The organism is Stenotrophomonas maltophilia group sp. SKK55 (genome assembly GCF_057179845.1).
In genome coordinates, this window is record NZ_JBXUHP010000001.1 from 229,970 (window position 1) to 251,727 (window position 21,758).

General features: G+C 66.1%; 17 protein-coding genes. 7 read left to right on the forward strand and 10 right to left on the reverse strand.

Going from position 1 to position 21,758, the window contains the following annotated elements; genetic code table 11:
- Nucleotides 1-216 precede the first annotated feature (216 nt).
- Nucleotides 217-1,641, forward strand: coding sequence for a hypothetical protein (locus AC2A1N_RS00965; protein ID WP_242893229.1), 1,425 nt, complete (start codon nucleotides 217-219; stop codon nucleotides 1,639-1,641).
- Nucleotides 1,642-1,726: 85 nt separating this feature from the next.
- Here the strand turns inward: AC2A1N_RS00965 and AC2A1N_RS00970 are convergent, their stop codons facing one another.
- From AC2A1N_RS00970 to AC2A1N_RS00990, 5 genes are all read right to left on the reverse strand, one after another.
- A complete protein-coding gene (locus AC2A1N_RS00970; protein ID WP_242893231.1) occupies nucleotides 1,727-2,899 on the reverse strand; it encodes a cystathionine gamma-synthase in 1,173 nt (390 codons plus the stop codon).
- A gap of 123 nt (nucleotides 2,900-3,022) precedes the next feature.
- Nucleotides 3,023-4,393, reverse strand: coding sequence for a pyridoxal-phosphate dependent enzyme (locus AC2A1N_RS00975; protein WP_061480474.1), 1,371 nt, complete (start codon nucleotides 4,391-4,393; stop codon nucleotides 3,023-3,025).
- 301 nt (nucleotides 4,394-4,694) lie between these two features.
- A complete protein-coding gene (locus tag AC2A1N_RS00980; protein ID WP_005407964.1) occupies nucleotides 4,695-4,931 on the reverse strand; it encodes an HP1242/YdcH family protein in 237 nt (78 codons plus the stop codon).
- Nucleotides 4,932-5,255: 324 nt separating this feature from the next.
- Nucleotides 5,256-6,140, reverse strand: a complete 885-nt coding sequence (locus AC2A1N_RS00985) for an OmpA family protein (protein ID WP_080375071.1) — start codon at nucleotides 6,138-6,140, stop codon at nucleotides 5,256-5,258.
- Entirely contained in the window at nucleotides 6,137-6,502 is a 366-nt protein-coding gene (locus tag AC2A1N_RS00990; RefSeq protein ID WP_005415160.1) for a DUF4398 domain-containing protein, read from the reverse strand. The genes AC2A1N_RS00985 and AC2A1N_RS00990 overlap by 4 nt, the downstream gene beginning before the upstream one ends.
- Nucleotides 6,503-6,623: 121 nt before the next feature.
- On the opposite strand from AC2A1N_RS00990, the gene AC2A1N_RS00995 reads away from it, so the two are divergent.
- From AC2A1N_RS00995 to AC2A1N_RS01005, 3 genes are all read left to right on the forward strand, one after another.
- Nucleotides 6,624-7,751 carry a PilT/PilU family type 4a pilus ATPase gene (locus AC2A1N_RS00995; RefSeq protein ID WP_049416904.1) on the forward strand — a complete coding sequence of 376 codons (1,128 nt, stop codon included), beginning with the start codon at nucleotides 6,624-6,626 and terminating at the stop codon, nucleotides 7,749-7,751.
- A gap of 130 nt (nucleotides 7,752-7,881) precedes the next feature.
- Nucleotides 7,882-9,165 carry a putative DNA modification/repair radical SAM protein gene (locus tag AC2A1N_RS01000; protein ID WP_242893233.1) on the forward strand — a complete coding sequence of 428 codons (1,284 nt, stop codon included), beginning with the start codon at nucleotides 7,882-7,884 and terminating at the stop codon, nucleotides 9,163-9,165.
- Entirely contained in the window at nucleotides 9,146-10,648 is a 1,503-nt protein-coding gene (locus AC2A1N_RS01005) for a UdgX family uracil-DNA binding protein (protein WP_242893236.1), read from the forward strand. The genes AC2A1N_RS01000 and AC2A1N_RS01005 overlap by 20 nt, the downstream gene beginning before the upstream one ends.
- 33 nt (nucleotides 10,649-10,681) lie before the next feature.
- Here the strand turns inward: AC2A1N_RS01005 and maiA are convergent, their stop codons facing one another.
- Both maiA and AC2A1N_RS01015 read right to left on the reverse strand, forming a co-directional pair.
- A complete protein-coding gene (gene maiA, locus AC2A1N_RS01010; RefSeq protein ID WP_111200780.1) occupies nucleotides 10,682-11,350 on the reverse strand; it encodes a maleylacetoacetate isomerase in 669 nt (222 codons plus the stop codon).
- A 14-nt stretch (nucleotides 11,351-11,364) separates the two neighbouring features.
- Entirely contained in the window at nucleotides 11,365-12,354 is a 990-nt protein-coding gene (locus AC2A1N_RS01015) for a fumarylacetoacetate hydrolase family protein (RefSeq protein WP_065179110.1), read from the reverse strand.
- A 798-nt stretch (nucleotides 12,355-13,152) separates the two neighbouring features.
- Between AC2A1N_RS01015 and AC2A1N_RS01020 the strand changes: the two genes are divergently transcribed.
- A complete protein-coding gene (locus tag AC2A1N_RS01020; protein ID WP_242893238.1) occupies nucleotides 13,153-14,574 on the forward strand; it encodes a DEAD/DEAH box helicase in 1,422 nt (473 codons plus the stop codon).
- Between the two features lie 230 nt (nucleotides 14,575-14,804).
- Here the strand turns inward: AC2A1N_RS01020 and AC2A1N_RS01025 are convergent, their stop codons facing one another.
- The 3 genes from AC2A1N_RS01025 to AC2A1N_RS01035 all read right to left on the reverse strand — a co-directional run bounded on the left by AC2A1N_RS01025 (nucleotide 14,805) and on the right by AC2A1N_RS01035 (nucleotide 20,410).
- The gene (locus AC2A1N_RS01025; RefSeq protein ID WP_242893240.1) at nucleotides 14,805-15,008 is read right to left on the reverse strand and encodes a hypothetical protein; all 204 of its coding nucleotides are present in this window, start codon (nucleotides 15,006-15,008) and stop codon (nucleotides 14,805-14,807) included.
- Between the two features lie 96 nt (nucleotides 15,009-15,104).
- Nucleotides 15,105-17,696 carry a M14 family zinc carboxypeptidase gene (locus AC2A1N_RS01030; protein ID WP_242893242.1) on the reverse strand — a complete coding sequence of 864 codons (2,592 nt, stop codon included), beginning with the start codon at nucleotides 17,694-17,696 and terminating at the stop codon, nucleotides 15,105-15,107.
- A 74-nt stretch (nucleotides 17,697-17,770) separates the two neighbouring features.
- Nucleotides 17,771-20,410 carry a TonB-dependent receptor gene (locus tag AC2A1N_RS01035; RefSeq protein ID WP_242893245.1) on the reverse strand — a complete coding sequence of 880 codons (2,640 nt, stop codon included), beginning with the start codon at nucleotides 20,408-20,410 and terminating at the stop codon, nucleotides 17,771-17,773.
- Between the two features lie 191 nt (nucleotides 20,411-20,601).
- On the opposite strand from AC2A1N_RS01035, the gene queD reads away from it, so the two are divergent.
- Nucleotides 20,602-20,964 carry a 6-carboxytetrahydropterin synthase QueD gene (gene queD / locus AC2A1N_RS01040; protein WP_005407953.1) on the forward strand — a complete coding sequence of 121 codons (363 nt, stop codon included), beginning with the start codon at nucleotides 20,602-20,604 and terminating at the stop codon, nucleotides 20,962-20,964.
- Between the two features lie 116 nt (nucleotides 20,965-21,080).
- A complete protein-coding gene (locus tag AC2A1N_RS01045) occupies nucleotides 21,081-21,428 on the forward strand; it encodes a phasin family protein (protein ID WP_061480483.1) in 348 nt (115 codons plus the stop codon).
- Nucleotides 21,429-21,758: the final 330 nt, after the last annotated feature.

Below are 21,758 nucleotides of genomic sequence, written 5' to 3' on the forward strand. Positions count from 1 at the left end.
TACTTGCTGACCGTCCTGGTCCCCACGCCTGTGGCCGGGGCGGAATCGCCCCACCCTCAAGCAAGCCTGCAGGCGCGGACTGAAGGGCGAGAACGAAGAGGTGTAAAGCCGCACTGAGTTAATGACATGCTGTACCCTTCCTGAATACCGAGACGCGGAGACGGCAGCTTGCCAAGCCTATTCCGCGGCTTTGCCTTATGGAAAGGGGAAATACTAGTGACTGCAGCCATGGCGGTGTCGAGACATGACAACCCCGTAACACCCTTCTCGCTCAAGGCGCGCGCCGGGGTGATCGTTGTTCTTGGGTTCGCCCTGATTCACGCCGTTGTGGTCATGTGGCGTGCCCAGAGTTTCTTTTTTTATGGCGACGACTTCCTGAACTTTGCTGTTTACGTAGAGACAGGTTTCAACTGGGCGTATCTGATGCGGGATGTCTTCGGTCAGATGGCTCCAGGCTATCGACTGATGCAGGCGATGGCATTCGAGCTGTTCGGGATGGACTACACCCGAATCCAGATGCTGTTGGCAGTCGTCACAGCCGGCACAACCGCCCTGCTCGGCATGGCGGCACTGCGACTGGGGAGCCGCCCCTGGGTGCTGGCAGTTGCTCTCCCACTGCTGGTGCTGCTTCCACAATCTGGGCAAGCCACGATGTGGTGGAGTGCGGCCGTGCACACCACGTTCTCATTTGCCGCCATTTCCGCTGCGTTGTTCTGCGCGAGCGGGAACAGCCCGGCACGCGCGGTCCTTATCAGCATGTGGCTTGCGTTATCTCTTCTTTTCACCGCAAAAGCGCTTTTTTCATTAGCACTGCTGTGGGGTTTTCTGGCCTTGCGCGAAAGCCAACAGGGCCGGCATTGGTTTCGCGCGAGCCTGAGCGCACTATGGACGTTGATCCCTTCCATTTTCGTCGCGCTGGCCTACCTGGCGCTGCTCAAGGCCTTCCATGAGCCGTCCATACAGCCTCACCCTTCACCGCTGGTGCTGGCCGCCTATATCTGGGAACTGACCGCCGACTACACGATCGGAAGCAGCATCGGCCTCGGTTCGTACGGGCTTGGCTGGCCACGCAGCGTCAGTGTTGCGCTGGTCCTCCCCCTCGCTGTGGCATCCGTGCGCAAGCGCCCGGCCCTGCTGTTCCCCTGGGTCGCGCTGTTCATTTATTTGGCAGCCAGCGCCGGCGCAATTGGCTGGGAGCGCGCGGTGCGCTTCCCGGGTGGGACTCTGCGCTACTGTGTGGAGGGCTCGACTCTCCTCCTGATTGTTTCTGCGCTTTCGGTATCGGCCATCCGCCAAACTGCACTCCAGCGGCTCATTGTAATTGCGGTAGCAACCCTCATCGCAATCAACCTCGGCTGGCATCGCAGTGATATCCCACTGGATGCCGACCGTGATTCCGCGCGTTCCTTCATCGCCAACTACCAGCATGACGTAGCCCTTCTGCCAGCAGGGGCAACAATCGCCGACACTCAGCTGCCGGAGAAAATCGTTCCAGGCTGGATGGTGGGTTACTCACGCGCAGGTTGGCTCACCAGGCTTTATGCACCGACCGTCAGTTGGGGCAGCATAGAAACAGCTACCCACATCGTTGAGGAAGACGGCAGCATCACTCCTATTCTTCCCGCGACCAACAGCGAGTAGCGTCCTGACCAGCGACGAAACAAACCGGGCGCCAATGGGCGCCCGGTCACCTGCACGTTGCGGACCTGGCGCCCGGATGGCTGGCTCAGGCCAGCGCCCTTTCCAGATCCACCTGCAGATCCCCCAGTTCCTCCACCCCCACGCTCAGCCGCACCAGTGCATCACTGATCCCCAGCTGCTCCCGGCGTGCGACCGGGATCGAGGCATGCGTCATCACCGCCGGATGGTTGACCAGGCTTTCCACGCCGCCCAGCGACTCGGCCAGGGTGAACAGCTCGGTCTTCTCGCAGAAACGCTTGGCCGCCTCGAAACCGCCCTTGAGCACGATCGAGACGATGCCGCCGTAACCGGCCATCTGCTTGCTGGCCAGCTCATGCTGCGGGTGCGAGGGCAGGCCCGGGTAGATCACTTTCTCCACCGCTGGATGCTTGTCCAGCCACTGCGCCAGCGCCATCGCATTGGCACAATGCGCCTTCATCCGCAGCGGCAGGGTCTTCAGGCCGCGCAGGGCCAGGAAGCTGTCGAACGGCCCCTGCACGCCACCCACCGAGTTCTGCAGGAACGCCATCTGCTCGGCCAGCGGCGCGTTGTCGCCGACCACGACCATGCCACCAACCATGTCCGAGTGACCGTTGAGGTACTTGGTGGCCGAATGCAGGACCAGGTCCGCGCCCAGCTCCAGCGGGCGCTGCAGCATCGGCGAGGCAAAGGTGTTGTCGACCACCACGATCAGGCCGTGGCGCTTGGCGATGGCGGCCACCGCAGCGATGTCCACGATCTTCAGCATCGGGTTGGTCGGGGTCTCGATCCAGACCATCTTCGTCTTCGACGTGATGGAGGCTTCGAATGCCGCCAGATCGGTCAGGTCGACGAAGCTGAAATCCAGCCCGGCAGTGCGGCGGCGCACGCGCTCGAACAGGCGGAAGCTGCCGCCGTAGATATCGTCCATCGCCACCACGTGGCTGCCGGCGTCCAGCAGCTCGATCACGGTCGAGCTGGCCGCCATGCCCGAAGCGAAGGCAAAGCCGCAGGTACCGCCTTCCAGCGAGGCCACGCAGCGCTCATAGGCAAAGCGCGTCGGGTTGTGGGTACGCGAGTACTCGAAGCCCTGATGCTCGCCCGGGCTGGACTGGGCATAGGTCGAGGTGGCGTAGATCGGCGGCATCACCGCGCCGGTGCTGGGATCGGGCGACTGGCCGCCGTGGATGGCCAGCGTGGCCAGGGCCAGCGCGCGATCGGGCGAAGAGGAGTTGGACATGTCGTTTCCTGAATGGCGCCGACGTGCGGCGCCGTCAAAGGATCGGGAGTCTATCAGCGCAGCCTTAACGAGCTTTGACGCGAACAAACCGGAATTCAGCGGTGAACGGCAGCGATCTGCGGCTTACTGCACGCGACGGCGCAGATAGTTCAGCAGGTCGATGCGGGTGATCAGGCCGAGGAAGGCGTCACCGTCCATCACGATCGCCACCTGCCCGCGGTCGAACACCGGCAGCAGGGCCTCGATCGGCGACTTCACGTCCAGCCGGTCCAGCTTGCTGACCATCGCGGTGGCCACGGTGTCGCGGAAGCGCGCTTCGTCGCCGTAGACATGCAGCAGCACGTCGCTTTCATCGACGATGCCGACCAGCTGGTCACCGTCCATCACCGGCAGCTGCGACACGTCGTACAGCTTCATGCGCTGGTAGGCGGTGGTCAACAGGTCGTTCGGGCCGATCACCACCGTGTCGCGCTGGCCGTACGGACGCAGGATCAGGTCGCGCAGGTCGCCATGCTGCGGGCGCTCCAGGAAGCCGTTGTCCAGCATCCAGTAGTCGTTGTACATCTTGGACAGGTACTTGTTGCCGGTATCGCAGACCAGCACCAGCACCTTCTTCGGCGTGGTCTGCTCCTTGCAGTACTTCAGCGCCGCGGCCAGCAGTGTGCCGGTGGACGAACCGCCGAGGATGCCTTCCTTGCCCAGCAGCTCGCGCGCGGTGTGGAAACTCTCGGCATCGCTGATGGCATAAGCCTTCTTGACACGGCTGAAGTCGGAGATCGAGGGCAGGAAGTCCTCGCCGATGCCTTCCACCAGCCAGCTGCCCGACTTGTCGTTGAGCACGCCATCGTTGATGTATTCGGCCAGGATCGAGCCGACCGGATCGGCCAGCACCAGCTCGGTCTTCGGCGACAGCTTGGCGAACGCGCGCGACAGGCCGGTCATGGTGCCGGAGCTGCCGCAGCCGAACACGATGGCGTCGAGGTCGCCGCCCATCTGCTCGAGGATCTCCGGGCCGGTGCCGAACTCATGCGCGGCCGGGTTGTCCGGGTTGCCGAACTGGTTGATGAAATAGGCGCCCGGGGTCTGCTCGGCGATGGTCTTGGCCAGGTCCTGGTAGTACTCGGGATGGCCCTTGGCGACGTCCGAACGGGTCAGGCGCACTTCGGCGCCCATCGCCTTCAGGTTGAAGATCTTTTCGCGGCTCATCTTGTCGGGAACGACCAGGATCAGCTTGTAGCCCTTCTGCTGGGCCACCAGTGCCAGGCCCAGGCCGGTGTTGCCGGCGGTACCCTCGACCAGGGTTGCGCCCGGCTTCAGGTCACCCCGCTGCTCCGCCGCCTCGATCATCGACAGGCCGATGCGATCCTTGATCGATCCGCCCGGGTTGGCGCTCTCGAGCTTCAGGTAAAGCTCGCAGACGCCCGTGTCCAGGCGCTGGGCCTTGACGATCGGGGTCTGGCCGATGAGTTCGAGGACGGAAGAATGGATGGGCATTCGGAGGACTTTCGATTCGCGCCACGCAGGGCCGGACCGATGATTATCCGACGGATGGCGCTGAATGTCAGGTCGGCGCGGAGATGCCGCCCGCCGGCCCCGTAAAGGGATGCGGGCGGCCCCGGATCGACGAGGAGACCGGTACCGCCCGCATCGGTGAGTGGTGCCTGCAGGCCAAGGCACCACCGCCTGTGGTGCCTTGGCGCGGCCGCCTCATCGGCGGTGCCGCGATGCCGGGGCAGGAGCGCCCGGCGGGGCCATCGATGGCCGGGTCACGCCGTTCCGGGCGCGACGGAGTGCGTCAAAGCGTGGGGGACGTCGTTGGGAGCGGTGTTTCGTACATTCGCAGAAGACGTTGCTTGGCCAGCAGCTTCTCACGCTTCATGCGACCCAGGGTGACATCATCGATCGGGAGTACACCCAACTCCGCGTCCATGCACTTCTTGTTCAACTTGCGGTGCTGGTCATGGAGTGCCCTGAACTCCGGATCACGCGCGCGACGGGCGTCGATCTCGCTCTGGGGCTGATCTTCAAACATGATGGACCTCCTTCGACAGATACACGAACGCCCCGGCCGCAAGGCACGGGGCGTTGTTCATGGAGGAGTGCCGGCCGATGGCCACCTGGACGTCTGCAACGACCTGCGGCACTGGCCTGCGCACGTCGATCTGCTGCGGTTCGCGCCCTGCTTGCATCGGCCCGGCCCTCCCATCGTCCGGTCCGCGGCATTGCGTCCCGGACGATTGACCCTACGCCTGCTCAGGGCGGGGTACAAGACCCCTGCGACAAAAAGACCGAACCCCGCCAGGGCGGGGTTCAGGCTGAATGCTCATCACAACGAAAAACAAACAATATCAATGCATTACGGCGCGATGATGACCTCGGCCGAGCGCGCCCGGGTGGACGCAGCCTTCTTGCCGCTGACCTGGATCCGGTTGCTGGCGACACCACCTGCGACCAGGGCGTCGCGCAGCGCTTCGGCACGCTTCTGGCCCACGCCGTTGGCACTGTCGTAGGCCTCGATGCGCAGGCGCCCCTTCTTGCCGATGTTCAGGTACTCGGCCAGGGCCTTGGCCTGGTTGCGCGCGCCGCCGGACAGGCTGGAGGCACCTGCGGCGAACGCGTCACCCCCGAAGGTGAAGACCTCACCGCGAGCGTCGAACTTCGAACCGGGCAGCTTCTGCCCGGACACCAGCTCGGCTTCCTCGCGGGCCAGCCTGGCAGCGTTCTGCTGGGCAGCGCTCAGCCGCTGCTGCTGCTTGCCGGCCACGCTGGTCAGGGCATTCTCGGCGTCCTGGCGGGCCAGGGTCTCGGCCTCGGCCGCCTGGCGCAGGCGTTCGGCCTCCTCGGCCTGCATCTGCGCCTGCATGCGCAGCTGCTCGGCTTCCTGGCGGGCACGGGCGGCATCGCGGCGGCTGGCCTCGATCAGCAGGTCGCTGCGGGTACGCTCCAGGCGGTCGACCTCGCGCGCGGCCAGCGCGGTGCGCACGGCGGTCTCGGCAATCTCCACCCGGCGCTCGGCCAGATAGGTGGCCAGCTCCTGGTCGCGGCGCTTGGCCTTGTCCAGGGTGGCGATCGCCTGCTGCGCCTGCATGCGCTCGAAGGCGCCCAGCTCAGCGGTATCGGGGTTGGCCTGGATGGCCATCAGGCGCTGGCTCAGCTGCGCCACCATCGGGTTGTCGGCGGCCGTGGCCAGGGTCGGCAGCGCCAGCAGCGCGGCCAGGGTTGCGGCGGTCATCGGCTTCACCGGCGGTCCTCCCCGGTCGACAGCTGGCGTTGCAGCTGGTTGACCTCGTTGCGGCGCAGCTGCAGCTGCGCGGTGACGGTGGCTTCCTCACTGCGGACGCGGGCCAGGTCGGCATCGGCGGCAGCGCGCAGGGCCATCGCCGGGGCGTTCTTGCGCTCGCGGCGGTCGCCGGCGGCGCGCTGGGCCTGCTCCAGCCCCTGCCGGGCCAGCCCGATCAGGTCCGGGGCGTACTGGTCGGCATCGGCCTGGGTGGCCTTGTCGACCGCCTGCCGGGCCTGCGCCAGTTCCAGGGCAGCGTCCTGCGCCCAGGCGGGGGCAGACAGTGCGAATGCAAACGCCATCACATACAGGCCATGGCGCATTCGTGCGAAGCTAAGTCGTTTCATTGGGGAGGCCGTACCGGTTGTCGGTTCACGGCCATTGTCGTCAAGCCGACACCGTGCTGGCAACGGGCGTCGGCCGTTTCGTTGGGGAAAATTCGCAATGGATATCGGCTACTTCCTGAAGCTGATGACCGAAAAGAACGCTTCGGACATGTTTCTGACCACCGGGGCACCGGTCTACATCAAGATCGAGGGGAAGCTCTATCCGCTGGGCAACACCGGCCTGCCGCCGGGCATGGTCAAGAAGATCGCCTACTCGCTGATGGACGAGGGCCAGGTGCCGCAGTTCGAGCGCGAGCTGGAGCTCAACATGGCCATCGCCCTGCCCGATGCCGGGCGCTTCCGCGTCAACGTGTTCAAGCAGCGGGGCGAGGTCGGCATGGTCATCCGCGCCATCCGCAGCCGCATCCCGAGCATCGAGGAGCTGAACCTGCCGCAGGTGCTGAAGGACGTCATCATGACCCCGCGCGGGCTGGTGCTGGTGGTGGGGTCCACCGGCTCCGGCAAGTCGACTTCGCTGGCGTCGATGATCGACCACCGCAACAGCACCACCACCGGTCACATCCTCACCATCGAGGATCCGATCGAGTACCTGCACAAGCACAAGATGTCGATCGTCAACCAGCGCGAGGTCGGCCTGGACACCCATGCCTTCCACAACGCGCTGAAGAACGCGATGCGTGAAGCGCCGGACGTGATCCTGATCGGCGAGATCCTGGATGCGGAAACGATGGAGGCGGCAATCGCCTTCGCCGAGACCGGCCACCTGTGCCTGGCGACCCTGCACTCCAACAATGCCGACCAGACCATCGAGCGCATCCTCAACTTCTTCCCGGAAAGCGCGCACAAGAACGTGCTGATGAACCTGGCACTGAACCTGCGTGCGGTGATCAGCCAGCGCCTGGTGAAGAACAAGGAGGGCCGTCGCCTGCCGGCCACCGAGGTGCTGATCAACACGCCGATGATCCGCGACCTGCTGCGCCGCGGCCAGGTGCACGAAATCAAGGCGGCGATGGAAGCCTCGCTGGAGGAAGGCATGGAGAGCTTTGACCAGTGCCTGTTCCGGCTGGCCAAGGCCGGCACCATCGAGCAGGAGGAAGCGCTGCGCGCGGCCGACTCGCGCGATGGCCTGGCCCTGAAGTTCCGCCTGTCCGAAGGCAGCAGCGGCGAGCACGACCCGTACGCGGATTTCTCGGCGGGCGCACCCAGCATCACCCACGGCTTCTGATCCCACGAAAAAGGGGACGGAGGGGATCAAGTCGTTTGTGCACTTGCGACTCGATCCCCTCCGTCCCTCTTTTCTGAAGAATTCAGGGGCGGTCTCATCCAATGAGACCGCTCATCCGTAGGTTTCCTCAATGGAAACCATCCGCAAGCTGGCCATTCTGGCTGATGCCGCCAAGTACGATGCCTCCTGCGCCTCCAGCGGTTCGGGCAAGCGTGACTCACGCGCCAGCGGCAGCATCGGCAGCACCGAGGGCATGGGCATCTGCCACAGCTACACGCCCGATGGCCGCTGCGTTTCGTTGCTGAAGATCCTGCTGACCAACTTCTGCGTCTACGACTGCGCCTATTGCGTGAACCGGGTTTCCAGCAACGTGCCCCGTGCGCGTTTCAGCGTGGATGAGGTGGTCACGCTCACCCTGGACTTCTACAAGCGCAACTACATCGAGGGCCTGTTCCTGTCCAGCGGCATCATCCGCAATGCGGACTACACCATGGAACAGATGGTGGAAGTGGCCCGGCAGCTGCGCGAAGAACACCGCTACGCCGGCTACATCCACCTCAAGACCATTCCCGAGGCCTCGCCGGAACTGCTGGCCAGTGCCGGGCGCTATGCCGACCGCCTGTCCATCAACGTGGAACTGCCGACCGAAGCCGGCCTGAGCGCCTTGGCGCCGGAGAAGACGGTTCATTCCATCCGTGGCGCGATGGGCGAACTGCGCTGGCGCATCGAGGAAGCCAAGGAAGCTCGCAAGGCCCCCGCAGCGGTGGCACCGTCGGCCAGCCGCAGCACTCGCCCGCGCCCTCCCCGTTTCGCACCGGCCGGGCAGAGCACCCAGATGATCGTCGGCGCGGACGGGGCAAACGACCAGCAGATCCTGGCCAGCGCCGACAGCCTGTACGGCAACTACCGCATGCGCCGGGTCTACTACTCCGCGTTCAGCCCGATTCCGGACGCCAGCCGGCAATTGCCACTGCAGCCGCCACCGCTGCAGCGCGAACATCGCCTTTACCAGGCTGACTGGCTGCTGCGCTTCTACGGCTACGGCGTGGATGAGATTACCGATACCACCCAGGACGGCATGCTCGACCTGGATATCGACCCGAAGATGGCCTGGGCGATCCGCCACCCCGAGCGCTTTCCGGTCGATCTGAACCGGGCACCGAAGGAGATGCTGCTGCGCGTGCCCGGGCTTGGCGTGCGCAACGTCAAGCGCGTGCTGATGGCACGCCGTCACGGGCGGCTGCGCGTGGCCGACCTCGCGCGCCTGAAGGCACCGATGAGCAAGCTGCTGCCGTTCGTGCTGCTGGCCGACCATCACCCGCGCAAAGCACTGGACGACCCGGCGGCGCTGCGTGCGCAGCTGGCCCCGCCGCCGCGACAGGGTTCGCTGTTCGATGCCCCGTCCGCGGCCTGACGCGCAGCGCTGGTCGCTGCGGGTGGATCCGCCATGGTCGCTGGAGGCCTGGCGCAGCGGTGCGCGCGAAGCCCTGCTGCGCGGCGTCGCGCCGGAGCAGCTGGACTGGCTCGAGGGCAGCGACGCATCACTGCTGGACGCGCCCGCGGTCACCTCGGCGCCCGCTCAGGCCGATGCTGGCGCACCGACGGTACCGCGCGACTTCCTGGAACTGGCGGCCACCTGCCTGTGCCATCGCGACGGACAACGCATGGCCCTCCTGTACCGGTTGCTGTGGCGCATCGCCCATGGCGAACGCTCGGTGCTGTCAAACCCTGCCGATGCCGACGTACTGAGGGCGATGGCCATGGCACAGGCGGTCCGCCGCGACACGCACAAGATGAAGGCATTCGTGCGCTTCCGCGAAGTGCCTGGCCAGCCTGATGCGTTCATCGCCTGGTTCGAGCCACAGCACCACATCGTCGACCGCGTCGCGCCGTTCTTCGCGCGCCGCTTCACCGGCATGCGCTGGGCCATCCTCACGCCTTCGCGCAGCGTCGCCTGGGATGGGCAGGCGCTTGCCTTCGGCCCCGGTGCACGGCGCGAGGATGCCCCGGCCGAGGATGCACGCGAGTCGCTGTGGCAGACCTACTACGCCAGCATCTTCAATCCGGCCCGGCTCAACACGCGGATGATGATGCAGGAGATGCCGGCCAAGTACTGGCGCCATCTGCCTGAAGCACAGTTGCTGCCACGCCTGGTGCGCGATGCGGCCGACCGCGTGCAGGAAATGCATGACCGTCCCGCGCAGGCACCGCAACGCAGGATTCCGCTGCGAGCGAACCCTCCGGCATCGGCAGCCGAAGCCGAAGCCAGCAGCCTGGACAATCTGCGCGGACAGGCCAGCGCCTGCCGCCAGTGCCCGTTGTGGGAGCAGGCCACGCAGACCGTGTTCGGACAGGGGCCGGCAGGGGCCGGGGTGATGCTGGTCGGAGAGCAACCCGGTGACACCGAAGATCTGCGTGGGCAGCCATTTGCAGGACCTGCCGGCCAGGTGCTGGACCGCGCATTGGCGGAACTGGGGATCGATCGCGCCACGCTGTACCTCACCAACGCGGTGAAGCACTTCCACCATGAGCGGCGCGGCAAGGTGCGGCTGCACAAGCGGCCGGAGAGCCGTCACATCCAGGCCTGCCGGCCCTGGCTGATGGGTGAGATCGCGCGCGTGCGGCCGCAGGTGATCGTGTGCCTGGGCGCGACTGCGGCAGCCTCGGTATTCGGTCGAGATTTCGACCTCTCACGCGACCGCGGACGCTGGCACACCCTCGAGGACGGCACCCGCGGCTACGCCACGGTGCACCCGGCGTGGGTGCTGCGACAGGCCGGCGATGCCCGCCGCGAGGCCGGCTATCGGCTGTTCCGGGAAGACCTTCGGCAGATGTTGCGAGGGGATGGGGCATCCGCCGGGCATGGCCCGGCGCTACCACGGACCGGGGACCGGTAGCGCCGGGCCGCGCCCGGCGAGCGAAGCGGCCCGTCAGGCGGCGTCGGGCTGGTTTTCCGGGCGCGCGCGGTCGAAGGCGTCCACTGCCTGGCACGCCGCTTCGATGCGGCGCAGGGTCGGGTACGGCGTCAGGTCCAGGCCGAAGCGGTGTGCGTTGTACAGCTGCGGCAGCAGGCAGATGTCGGCCAGGCCAGGACGGTCGCCGTGGCAGAAGGTGCCGGTGTCGCGGCTGTTGGCCAGCATCGCTTCCATCGCGTCAAAGCCTTCGGCGATCCAGTGCAGGGTCCACTGCGTGCGGGCGTCGGCAGGCAGCTGCAGGTCGCGTTCCAGGTACTGCATCACCCGCAGGTTGTTGATCGGATGGATATCGCAGGCCACAAGCTGCGCCAGCGCCCGCACCCGTGCGCGGCCCGCAGCATCGGCCGGCAGCAGCGGCACCTGTGGGAAGCGCTCTTCCAGGTACTCGATGATCGCCAGCGACTGGGTCAGCGTGTGCCCATCATGCAGCAGGGTCGGCACCAGCTGCTGCGGATTGAGCGCGCGATAAGCCTCATGGTGCTGCTCGCCACCGTCGCGCACCAGATGCACCGGCCGCGCCTCCCAGGCCAGGCCCTTCAGCTCCAGGCCGATGCGCACGCGGTAGGCGGCGCTGGATCGCCAGTAGGTGTACAGCACGATGCCGTCGTCGACCGGAATCTCCACCGCCGCCTCCATGCTCAGGGCTTGGCCGCCTGTTCGATGCGCTGCTCGATCGCACCGAAGATGCTGTTGCCGGCAGCGTCGAGCATCTCGATGCGGACCACGTCGCCGAAGGACATGAACGGCGTGCTCGGCTTGCCGTCACGCAGGGTCTCGACCACGCGCTGCTCGGCGAAGCACGAGGCACCCTTGCTGGTGTCTTCATTGGCGATGGTGCCCGAGCCGACGATGGTGCCGGCACCCAGCGGGCGGGTCTTGGCCGCGTGCGCGACCAGCTGGGCGAAGTTGAACTGCATGTCCACGCCCGCCTCCGGCGCACCGAACCACTGGCCGTTGATGTGGGTCAGCAGCGGCAGGTGCACCTTGCTGTCCTGCCACGCAGCACCCAGCTCATCGGGGGTGACGAACACCGGCGACAGCGCCGAACGCGGCTTGGACTGCAGGAAGCCGAAGCCCTTGGCCAGCTCGCCCGGGATCAGGTTGCGCAGCGAGACATCGTTGACCAGGCCGACCAGCTGGATGTGGCCGGCGGCCTGTTCGGGGGTGGCCGCCATCGGCACGTCGTCGGTGATCACCACGATCTCCGCTTCCAGGTCGATGCCGTAGTCCTCGCTGACCACCTTGACCGCATCGCGCGGGCCGTAGAACCCCGCACTGGTGGCCTGGTACATCAGCGGGTCGGTGTAGAAGCTCTCCGGCACCTCGGCGCCACGTGCGCGGCGCACGCGCTCGACGTGCGGCAGGTAGGCGCTGCCGTCAACGAATTCATAGGCACGCGGCATCGGTGCGGCCAGCGCCTGCGGATCGAGGTCGAATACGCCATCGGCGTCGCCAGCGTTGAGCGATTCGTACAGGGCGTTCAGGCGCGGTGCGATGTGGCTCCAGTCCTCCAGGGCCTGCTGCAGGGTGGCGGCAATGCCGGTGGCGCGCACGCCGTGGCGCAGGTCACGCGAGACGACGATCAGGGTGCCGTCGCGGCCGCCTTCCTTCAAAGAACCAAGCTTCATGGGTGGGTGTCCGGAGTCGTGGGCAAACAAGTTTCAAGTGTAATCAAATCTGCGGCGACGCCAAGCTGCAGCGCGGCATCGGCCCACCCTACCGTAGTGGAGGGGGCGGCAGGGCTTGCAGCCCTGCACCTGCAGAAGCAACGGCAACGTCAAAAGCCTGCATTCCGTGGGATGGCGGGGCGGTGTGGGTGGGCAGGACACGCCGTAAACCCATCCCTGAAGTGACCCCCGACAGGTTCCCAATGACTGATCGAACATCCACATCATTCATCGTCGAGATCCGTCAGACACCGAAATTGATCGAATGAGATTCGACAGATCGCGGAAAACTGTCGAAGGCGGGGTGGGTCCGGTGACAGGGGCGTGAGCCGCATGGATGCGGCGACCGAGCTTACATGGACGTACTTGCAGCGTCCCCTGCCACCGGACCGACCCCGCCTGCCCACAGGAACCCGGCCTTTGACGTTGCTCCCTCCTCTGCGGGTGCAGGGCGCAGCCCTGCAGAGAGAACCCCTTACCTGAACGGGGCTTTTTGCGCGAGGTCTCAGCCATCGGTTAGACTAGGCAGGTCTGCAGCGGCCGTCCGTTTCCCTTCGGGATCGCCGGCGACCAGGGTCCGCCCTCTTCGCCCGCCCCCACTCCGACGCCGTTCGTCACGCATTCCAGCCTGCGCTTCGTGCCGGCTGCACCCAACTTCTCGCAGCGCGGTTCACGGGAACGCTCCGAGTCAGCCGATCACTTTGATCTGCCCCCGTCTGTCCGTTCGGACAGGCGTTTCTTGTACCTGGAGCAATCTCAATGTCTTTTGAATCGCTGGGCCTGGCGCCCTTCCTGCTGCGTGCGCTTGCCGAGCAGGGCTACGAAACCCCGACCCCGATCCAGCAGCAGGCGATCCCGCTGGCCCTGGCCGGTCGCGACCTGCTGGCCGGCGCACAGACCGGTACCGGCAAGACCGCCGCGTTCGGCCTGCCGCTGCTGCAGCACCTGGGCACCGCCTCGCAGGAAGTGCGTGCCGGCCCGCGCAAGCCGCGTGCGCTGATCCTGGCCCCGACCCGCGAACTGGCCACCCAGGTGCATGACAGCCTGCGCGGCTACAGCAAGTACCTGCGCATTCCCAGCGCCTGCATCTACGGCGGCGTCGGCATGGGCAACCAGCTGGACATCCTGCGCCGTGGCGTGGACCTGCTGGTGGCCTGCCCGGGCCGCCTGATCGACCACCTGGAGCGTCGCAGTGTCGACCTGTCCGGCATTGAACTGCTGGTGCTGGACGAAGCCGACCGCATGCTCGACATGGGCTTCCTGCCGTCGATCAAGCGCATCCTGGCCAAGCTGCCGAAGCAGAACCGCCAGACCCTGCTGTTCTCGGCCACCTTCGAGGACAACATCCGCCAGCTGGCGCTGGAGTTCATGCGCAACCCGGAACAGATCCAGGTGACGCCGAAGAACACCGTGGCCGAAACCATCACCCATCGCGTGCATCCGGTCGATGCCGGCCGCAAGCGCGACCTGCTGCTGCACCTGCTGGCGCAGGACAGCCGCGAGCAGACCCTGGTGTTCGCCCGTACCAAGCACGGCAGCGACAAGCTGGCCACGTTCCTGGAAAAGTCGGGCATCAAGACCGCGGCGATCCATGGCAACAAGAGCCAGGGCCAGCGCCTGCGTGCGCTGGGCGACTTCAAGGCCGGCCGCGTGACCGTGCTGGTGGCCACCGACATCGCTGCGCGCGGCATCGACATCAACGAGCTGCCGAAGGTGATCAACTTCGACCTGCCGATGGTGGCTGAGGACTACGTGCACCGCATCGGCCGTACCGGCCGCAACGGCGCCACCGGCCAGGCGATCTCCCTGGTGGCGCAGGATGAAGTGAAGCTGCTGCGCGCGATCGTGCGCCTGCTGGGCCGCGACATGGACATCCGCGATGTGCCGGGCTTCGAGCTGCAGACGCCGATCCGCTGGGGCAACAGTGCGCCGGGCAAGGCCGAGCACGATACCGGCGAGCGCGCACCGCGCAAGAGCCACGCACGCCGTCCGCACGGTGATGCGCCGCGCCATGCGCATGCCGGCCCGAAGAAGGCCGGTGGTGGCCGTCGCGAGGGCGGTGGCAACGGCCAGCAGCGCGCGGGTGCAGGCGCCGGTCAGGGCCAGCGTCGTGGCAGTGGCGGTAATGGTGGCGGCCGTGGCCGCGGCCAGGGAGGCAATGGCGGCGGTCGCGCCGGCTGATCACAGCTGACAGCTGTTGTGCTTCCCGTTGCGCGGGAGGCTATCGAGGGACGGCGCTGACGCGCCGTCCTTTTTTGTTGCTGGCTACCGGGTGATGAAGCACGCGGTGGCGGTACCGAGGGCGGATGGGCATGGGGGCAGCGCAGAACACGCTGTAAATACGTCCATGTAAGCTCGATGGCGCCATCCATGGCGCCAACGGTTCTGCGCTGCCCCCATGCCCATCCGCTTCAAGCATTGCCTGCGCCTTCTTCTCCCGCCGGGTAGCCGGGAGAAGAAAGATCAAATTCAAATTCAAAGGCAAAAGCCGAAGCCGCAGTGCCCGCTTTTGCTTTTGCTTTTGCTTTTGCTCCCGCCTTGGGTTCGATGCGTCCGCGCCCGCAGGAACCTGTCGAGGGGAGGCCGGGCGGGCTGCGCAGGACCGTGAGGCGCATGGATGCGCCGATCGAGCTTACATGGACGTATTTACAGCGTGTCCTGCGCAGCCCGCCCGGCCTCCCCCACACGCATCAATCAAGGCGCGTAAAACCTCAACCCCGCGCTTTACTCGGATTCACCAGATTCCCGAAGAAGATCGCGTTGATCAGCAACCGGTCCGTCCCGTGCCAGTACTTCCGGTGCGCCGGATCGTCGGCGAACAGCACCACGTTGCCCTGCCCCTGCGCCGACACCAGCAGCCACGCGCTGCCCGCCACCCGCGCACGGTTGCGCTCGGAAAGATAGCCATTCACCCGCGGCGGCGTGTCGATGCGTACCACCGTGGAGAATGGGTTCGCACTCGGCTGCAGCGTCACCGTGTTCTCCTTGTTGATCGCCAGCTGCCGGCGCGGCACGCCGAACGCCAGCGGGTGGCTGGTGTCCACATCGGCGCTGAGGATGTTGCCGCTGACCCGCTCGATCGCGGCGATGTCGCGCTGGTCGCCGAACGCACGGCGGCTCTCGTCGGCAGTCTCTTCTTCCTTGCCGAGCTTTTCGCCGTCGGCGAGCTTCTGCTCGATCGCCCACTTCGAGGCACTGCCGTAGGTCACCAGCGAACCACCGGCCTGCACCCAGCGCTTCAGTGCAGCCACTGCCGTGGCATCGACGCCCGTATAGGTACCGCCGGACAAAACAATCGTGGTGTAGCGGTCCAGCGGCACCTTGCCCAGCTGCTGCGGGTCCAGCTTGCTGGCGGGCAAGTGCAACTGCTGGTCGAGCAGGAACCAGGCCGAGCCGATCTCGGTGGCGGCCACGCCCTCCCCCATCACCAGCGCAACCGCGGGTTTGCGCAGCGCCTTGACGCCGTCACTGCCCAGATCGATGCCTTCGCGGCTGCGGCCACTGGACAGCGCATGCACCTGCACACCTGCCTCACGCGCGGCCGATGTCACTGCCTCAAGCAGCGCCGCGCCCTGCAGCGTTTGCCCGGCAACCGGAATCACCAGGCTGCCGGCGGCGAAGCTGACGTCGCCCTGCGCGGTCGCGGTGGTGAACGGCTGGAATGCCGCACGTGCGCTCACGCCTTTGCCCTGCAGCGCGGCCAGCGCGCGCCCGGCGTTGTAGTCGCGCCAGTCGATCGCGTACGCGAATCCGGCCTGGCCCCCCAGCACCGCGCCCTGCTCCGCCGGCAGCGCAGTCACGCGTGCGCCACCCTCGATACGGCTACGGCTGCCGGCGAACGCCACGCCGTAGGCCGGTGCGATCGCATAGCTGGTGCTGCCGTAGAACACATCCCCCTTGATTGGCGGCGTCTCGGCAAAGATCGAATGCACCAGGCGGAACTGCGCCTGCTGCACCGGCACCACGTAGGCGCTGCCGGCATCGAAGCGCTGCCCATCGACGGTGACTGCACGCTCCAGCGCGCGCACCTCGATGCGATGCAGCAGCAACAGTTCCAGCAGGCGACGGGTCAGTGCCGGATCATGCGCATCGCCGAACACGAAGCTCTTCACCGGCTGCTGCGCGGCCTGTTTCAGTGCACTCTGGAAGAACTGCTTCTGCAGGTCGAACAGGCCGCTGCGCTCGGTCACCGCGCCACGCACCGTGCCCAGCCCGGTGGCGACCTGGTTGCGGATGGTGAACGGGAAGGTCAGCAGGCCGTTCACCGATTCCTGCACGCGGCCACGCGAACTGGCCTGCTCGACGGTGACGCCGACCGCGCCGTGGAAGTCCGGATAGGTCGAGCCATACACCGGCGAGAAGTTGTCGAAATTCTCGCCGGTGTAGTACAGCGAACCCAAGGCATCCAGCGCCTGCGCATGGTACCTGGCCAGGGTCTTGTTGAACTCGTACGACGGCGCCGGAATCAACGGGCTGTGCATGCTCTTCGGCGAAGGCTCGAAGTAGTACGTGCTGTCCTTGCCCATTTCGTGGAAATCGATCTGCACGTTCGGGTACCACTGGTGGAACACCTCCACCTTCGGCCGTGAGTCCTGCTGGGTCAGGGCAAGCCAGTCGCGGTTGAGATCGGTGAAATAGTGGTTGGTGCGACCCTGCGGGAACGGCTCGACATGTTCCTTGTCGGCGGGGTCGGCCGACGCCGGATGGGAGGCCCAGGCATTGTGCCAGTTGGCGGCACGGTCGCGGCCGTCCGGATTCTGTGCCGGATCGAACAGCACCACCGCGTGCTGCAGCCACTGCTGGGTTTCGGCACTGCGGTTGGCCACCAGGTAGTAAGCGGTCAGCATCGCCGCCTCGGCACTGGAGGTCTCGTTGCCATGCACGCTGTAACCCAGCCACACCACCACCGGGCTGTCACCGGCCGCGCTGCGCGGTTGCGCCGGATCGACCAGGGTCGCGTGCTGCCGGCGGATCTGTTCCAGCCGCGCATGATTGCCTGCAGCGGTGACGGTGGCGATCAACAGCGGGCGGTCCTCGTAGCTGCGGCCGATTCCGCGCACGCTGATCTTGTCCGAGCGTCTGGCCAGCTCCTGGAAGTACGCCACCAGTTGGTCGTGCCGGGTGTAGCGGCTACCGATCGGGTAGCCGAGAAACTGCTCCGGCGTCGGCACCGCTGCATCGAAGGCTTCCGCATCCGTGGCCTGCGGGAAGAAATAGGCACTCTGTGCCTGCGCCGGCTGCGGGCAGGACAGTACAGTGGCGGCGGCAAGCAGCAACGGAAGAACGGCACGATGCAAGGACACGGTGACTCCCCTGGAACACAACGGCAGACAGTTGCGCGGCCGGTCCCTTCAGGTGGCCGGCCGCGGCGGGTGGATCAGAAGCGGTAATCGAAGCCCAGCGTGAAGTAGCGGCCGCGCAGGTCGTACTGGCTGAAGTCGTACGGCGCGCGGATGCCCGGGAACGAGGCGTCGTACGGCGGCGTCTTGTCGGCCAGGTTCTGCACCTTGGCATACAGCGTCAGCTTGTCGATGCCGGTGTAGGCCAGGTACAGGTCGTACTGGCTGTAGCTGCCGACGCGCTGCTGCACGGCCTTGGCGGCGGTGCTGGCTTCCTGGCGGTAGCTGCTGGTGTAGTACCAGGTCACGGCTGCGTTGAAATCACCGTACTTCCAGTCCAGCGTGGTGGTGGCCTTGTCCTTGGGCAGGGTCGCGCCCAGGTTGCTGCCGGCGTAGTCAACCAGCGGTCCACCGACCACGGTCGGGCGACGGTAGTCGCGCACGTGGGTGTAGGCCGAGGACACGGTGAAGTCACCCAGCGCCGCGGTCGGGATGCGCTGGCGCAGTTCGACGTCGATGCCCGAGGTCTTCAGCTCGCTCAGGTTCTGGTAGCGGTTGTAGACCGCCTGCAGCTTGCCGCGTTCATCGCGCTGCACCGCGCCGGCCACGTTGTCGTTGACCAGGGTCTGGGTGTTGTTGGTGCCGACCAGGTTGTCCAGCTGGATGCGGTAGTAGTCCACGCTCAGGTTGGTGTTGGCCCACGGCGACAGCACCACGCCGAAGTTCACGCTCCTGGTGCGCTCGGGCTTCAGCGCGTTGTTGCCAACGGTGAAGAAGGTAGGGTTCTGCCGCGAGCCCGGCACGTCAGGATCACGCGGATCGACCACGCTGCCGTAGGCGATGCTGGTGCTGTTGGAGTTCTCCGACAGCGACGGCGCACGGAAGCCCTTCGAGGCCGATGCACGTACCAGCAGGAAGTCCAGCGGCTGCCAGCGCAGGCCGATCTTCGGCGAAAAGGCATCGCCGAAATCATCGTAATGGTCGGCACGCGCGGCGGCGGACAGCTCCAGCGTCGAGGCCAGCGGGACGTTCACTTCGGCGTAGGCGGCACTGACCTGGCGCTGGCCATGTACTTCTGCGATGGCCGGGCGCACCTGCAGGCCGGCATCGATCTGCCACGGGTTGTTGGAATCGAGCTTCTCGCGGCGCCACTCGGCACCCGCGGCGAAGCCGATCTCGCCGGCCCAGGTGCGGCCAAGGCTGCCGGAAATCTTCGCATCGATGCCCTGCAGCTTGGACTCGGCCGGACGCAGCGTGGCGATGTTGATCGAATCACGCACCGACTGCGGCGTGGCTGCCGGGTCAAGCAGGTTGTAGCTGCCCGTGGACAGTGCGTTGGCCAGCGCCCAGCGGTTGGCGAACCCGCCGGACACACTCTCCCGCTCACTGCTGCGCGCACCGAATGCAGCCACTTCCCAGTCCCAGTTGGCGGTGGTGCCGCGCAGACCGAACACGCCGCGATAGGCGGTGGAGCGGTTGGTCTTGATCGTGCCGCCAAGGTCGAAGAAGGTGTACTCGATCGGGATCGCACGGCCGTACGGGTTGTACGGATTGCTGGCCGGCAGCAGCGACGACACCGGCTCGGCCAGGCCGCTGTCCGCGTTCAGTGCGAAGCGGCCGCTCTCCAGGGTGAAGAACGGGCTGCTGCCGAACCACGCGGCGCTCTTGATCTGGCTGTACAGCACTTCGCCGAAGGCCTCAACGCTGTCATTCAGCCGGAACGTACCGTTGGCGTAGGCCTGATAGCGCTTGGTAGAGGGGATCAGCGTGGTGAACGGTGCCTGGTTGAAGCCGCAGGTATCACCGGACAGGCCATCGATCGGCGCGCTGGCAACGCGGGTGGTGCCGGCCGGGCAGTTGCCGTTGGCATCGAGCATCGGCATCGACACGCCGTTGACCAGGTAGCGTGCGCCCTTGGCCGACCAGCCGTTCCAGCGGCCACCGGGCTTGTCGGTGTAGATGCCACTGCGGGTCAGGTTGCGCTCGTCCTGGTCCAGGCGCTCGCGGTTGTAACCCTGCAGGCTGAAGAGGATGTTGTAGCCGTCGGTGTCGAGATCACCGAGGCCGCCGACGAACTTCAGGTTCTGCTCGTGCAGGCCGCCCTGGTCGGCACCGCCGAAGCTGCCGCCGATCTCGGCGCCTTCGAAGTTCTGCCGGGTGATGATGTTGACCACGCCGGCCACGGCGTCGGAACCGTATACCGCCGAGGCGCCGTCCTTGAGCACTTCAATGCGCTCGACCGCGACCAGCGGCAGCGCATTGAGATCGACGAAGGTGTCGGACAGGCCACCGGCCGGGAAACCGTAGTTGGCCAGGCGGCGACCATTGAGCAGCACCAGCGTGTTCTTCTGCGACAGGCCACGCAGGCCGATGCCGGCCGAGCCGGACGCCCAGCCGTTGTTGGTGGTTTCGTTGGCGGCGTTGCCGGTGTTGGCCGAGATCGAACGCAGCACGTCGGCCACGGTGGCCTTGCCGGTCTGTTCCAGCTGCTGGCGACCGATCACCTGCACCGGGTTGGAGGCCTCGGTATCGGTGCGCTTGATGTTGGAACCGGTGACGCGCACGGCGGCCAGGGTATTGGCGTCACCAACGGCGTCGGCGGAGGTTTCGGCGGCGGCGGACAAAGGCGCGGCCAGAGCGACGGCCAAGGCCGCCACGAGCAGGGTGTGCTTGGGCATGACGATGTGGGGAGGTGGTAAGGACGACGAAGTTCCGCAGTAGTCCATGCCTGGGCCGGGTCCGGCCAATAACATCTCTTCATACGGATATAAGAGAAACTATCATCTCTTCATCCGGATGGAAAGAGTTACTTCACGAAAGCCCGACATCCACTCAGGATGGCCGGCCACCTGCGGCGTACAATTGCGCCATGGAAATCTTCAAAGTCTTCATGCTCGAGGCGGCGCACCGCCTTCCCAACGTGCCGCCGGGGCACAAGTGCGCGCGCCTGCACGGCCACTCGTTCCGGGTGGAACTGAAGGTCGAGGGCGAGCCCGGCGCGCAGACCGGCTGGATCATGGACTTCGGCGACGTCAAGGCGGCCTTCCAGCCCATCTATGACCGCCTGGACCATCATTACCTCAACGACATCCCCGGCCTGGAGAACCCGACCAGCGAGAACCTGGCGGTGTGGATCTGGAACGAACTCAAGCCCAGCCTGCCAGCGCTGAGCGAGATCACCGTGCACGAAACCTGCACCTCCGGCTGCCGCTACCGCGGTCCGACGGCCTGATCAACTCATTGATCTGAAAGGTTTTTCAAAGGCGCCCTGAGCGCCTTTGTTATTTTTGTTGCATTGCCGCATCAAGGGCGTATGCTGCAATGCATCAAGCCACTCCCTGATGCCCCATGGCCGCCGCCTTCAGCGATCGCTTCAGTGATGCCACCCGCCAGCTCGCCGCCGCGGCAACGCGTGCGAACCGGTTGGCGTTGGAGAACGCGGAAAGCATGTTCGGCGTGCAGTTGAAGGCGATGGAGCGCAACCTGACCGCGACCGGCGGCTGGCTGGGTGAACTGGCCCGCAGCGACGACGCGGCCGGGATGCTCAACAGGGGCGCACAGCTGTGGCAGGACAACCTGCAGCGGCTGGGCCAGGCCCAGCAGGATGTGGTCGGTCTCGGCCTGCAGGCCAGCAAGGCCTGGTCCGAACTGGTGCAGGGTTACAACGAATCAACGGCGGACGCGAACAGTCACTGACGCGACGCAACGCTCATTGCATGGGTCCCTCCCCCCATGCAATCCGGACCCGGCAGATCCCTCCCTCTGCCGGGTCTTTTTTTGCCTGGCTTCTGGATTGAATAGCGCTTCCTCGCTTGGACTCTCTGCGAACTGATGGGCCCCGCCGGGGCGGGCAGGGGCCTGGGCAAATGTCCCCCGGCGCCGGCCGTTGGCCGTCACCTCCTCCTTTACTTTGCCCAGGCCCCTGCCCGCCCCGACGAGGCTCGGCTTACGGTGGGCAAGGCGGCGATCAGTCCGCCTTCAATAAAGCGCCGATAGATTTCGAACGCAGGGCGGAGACCCTTGCGT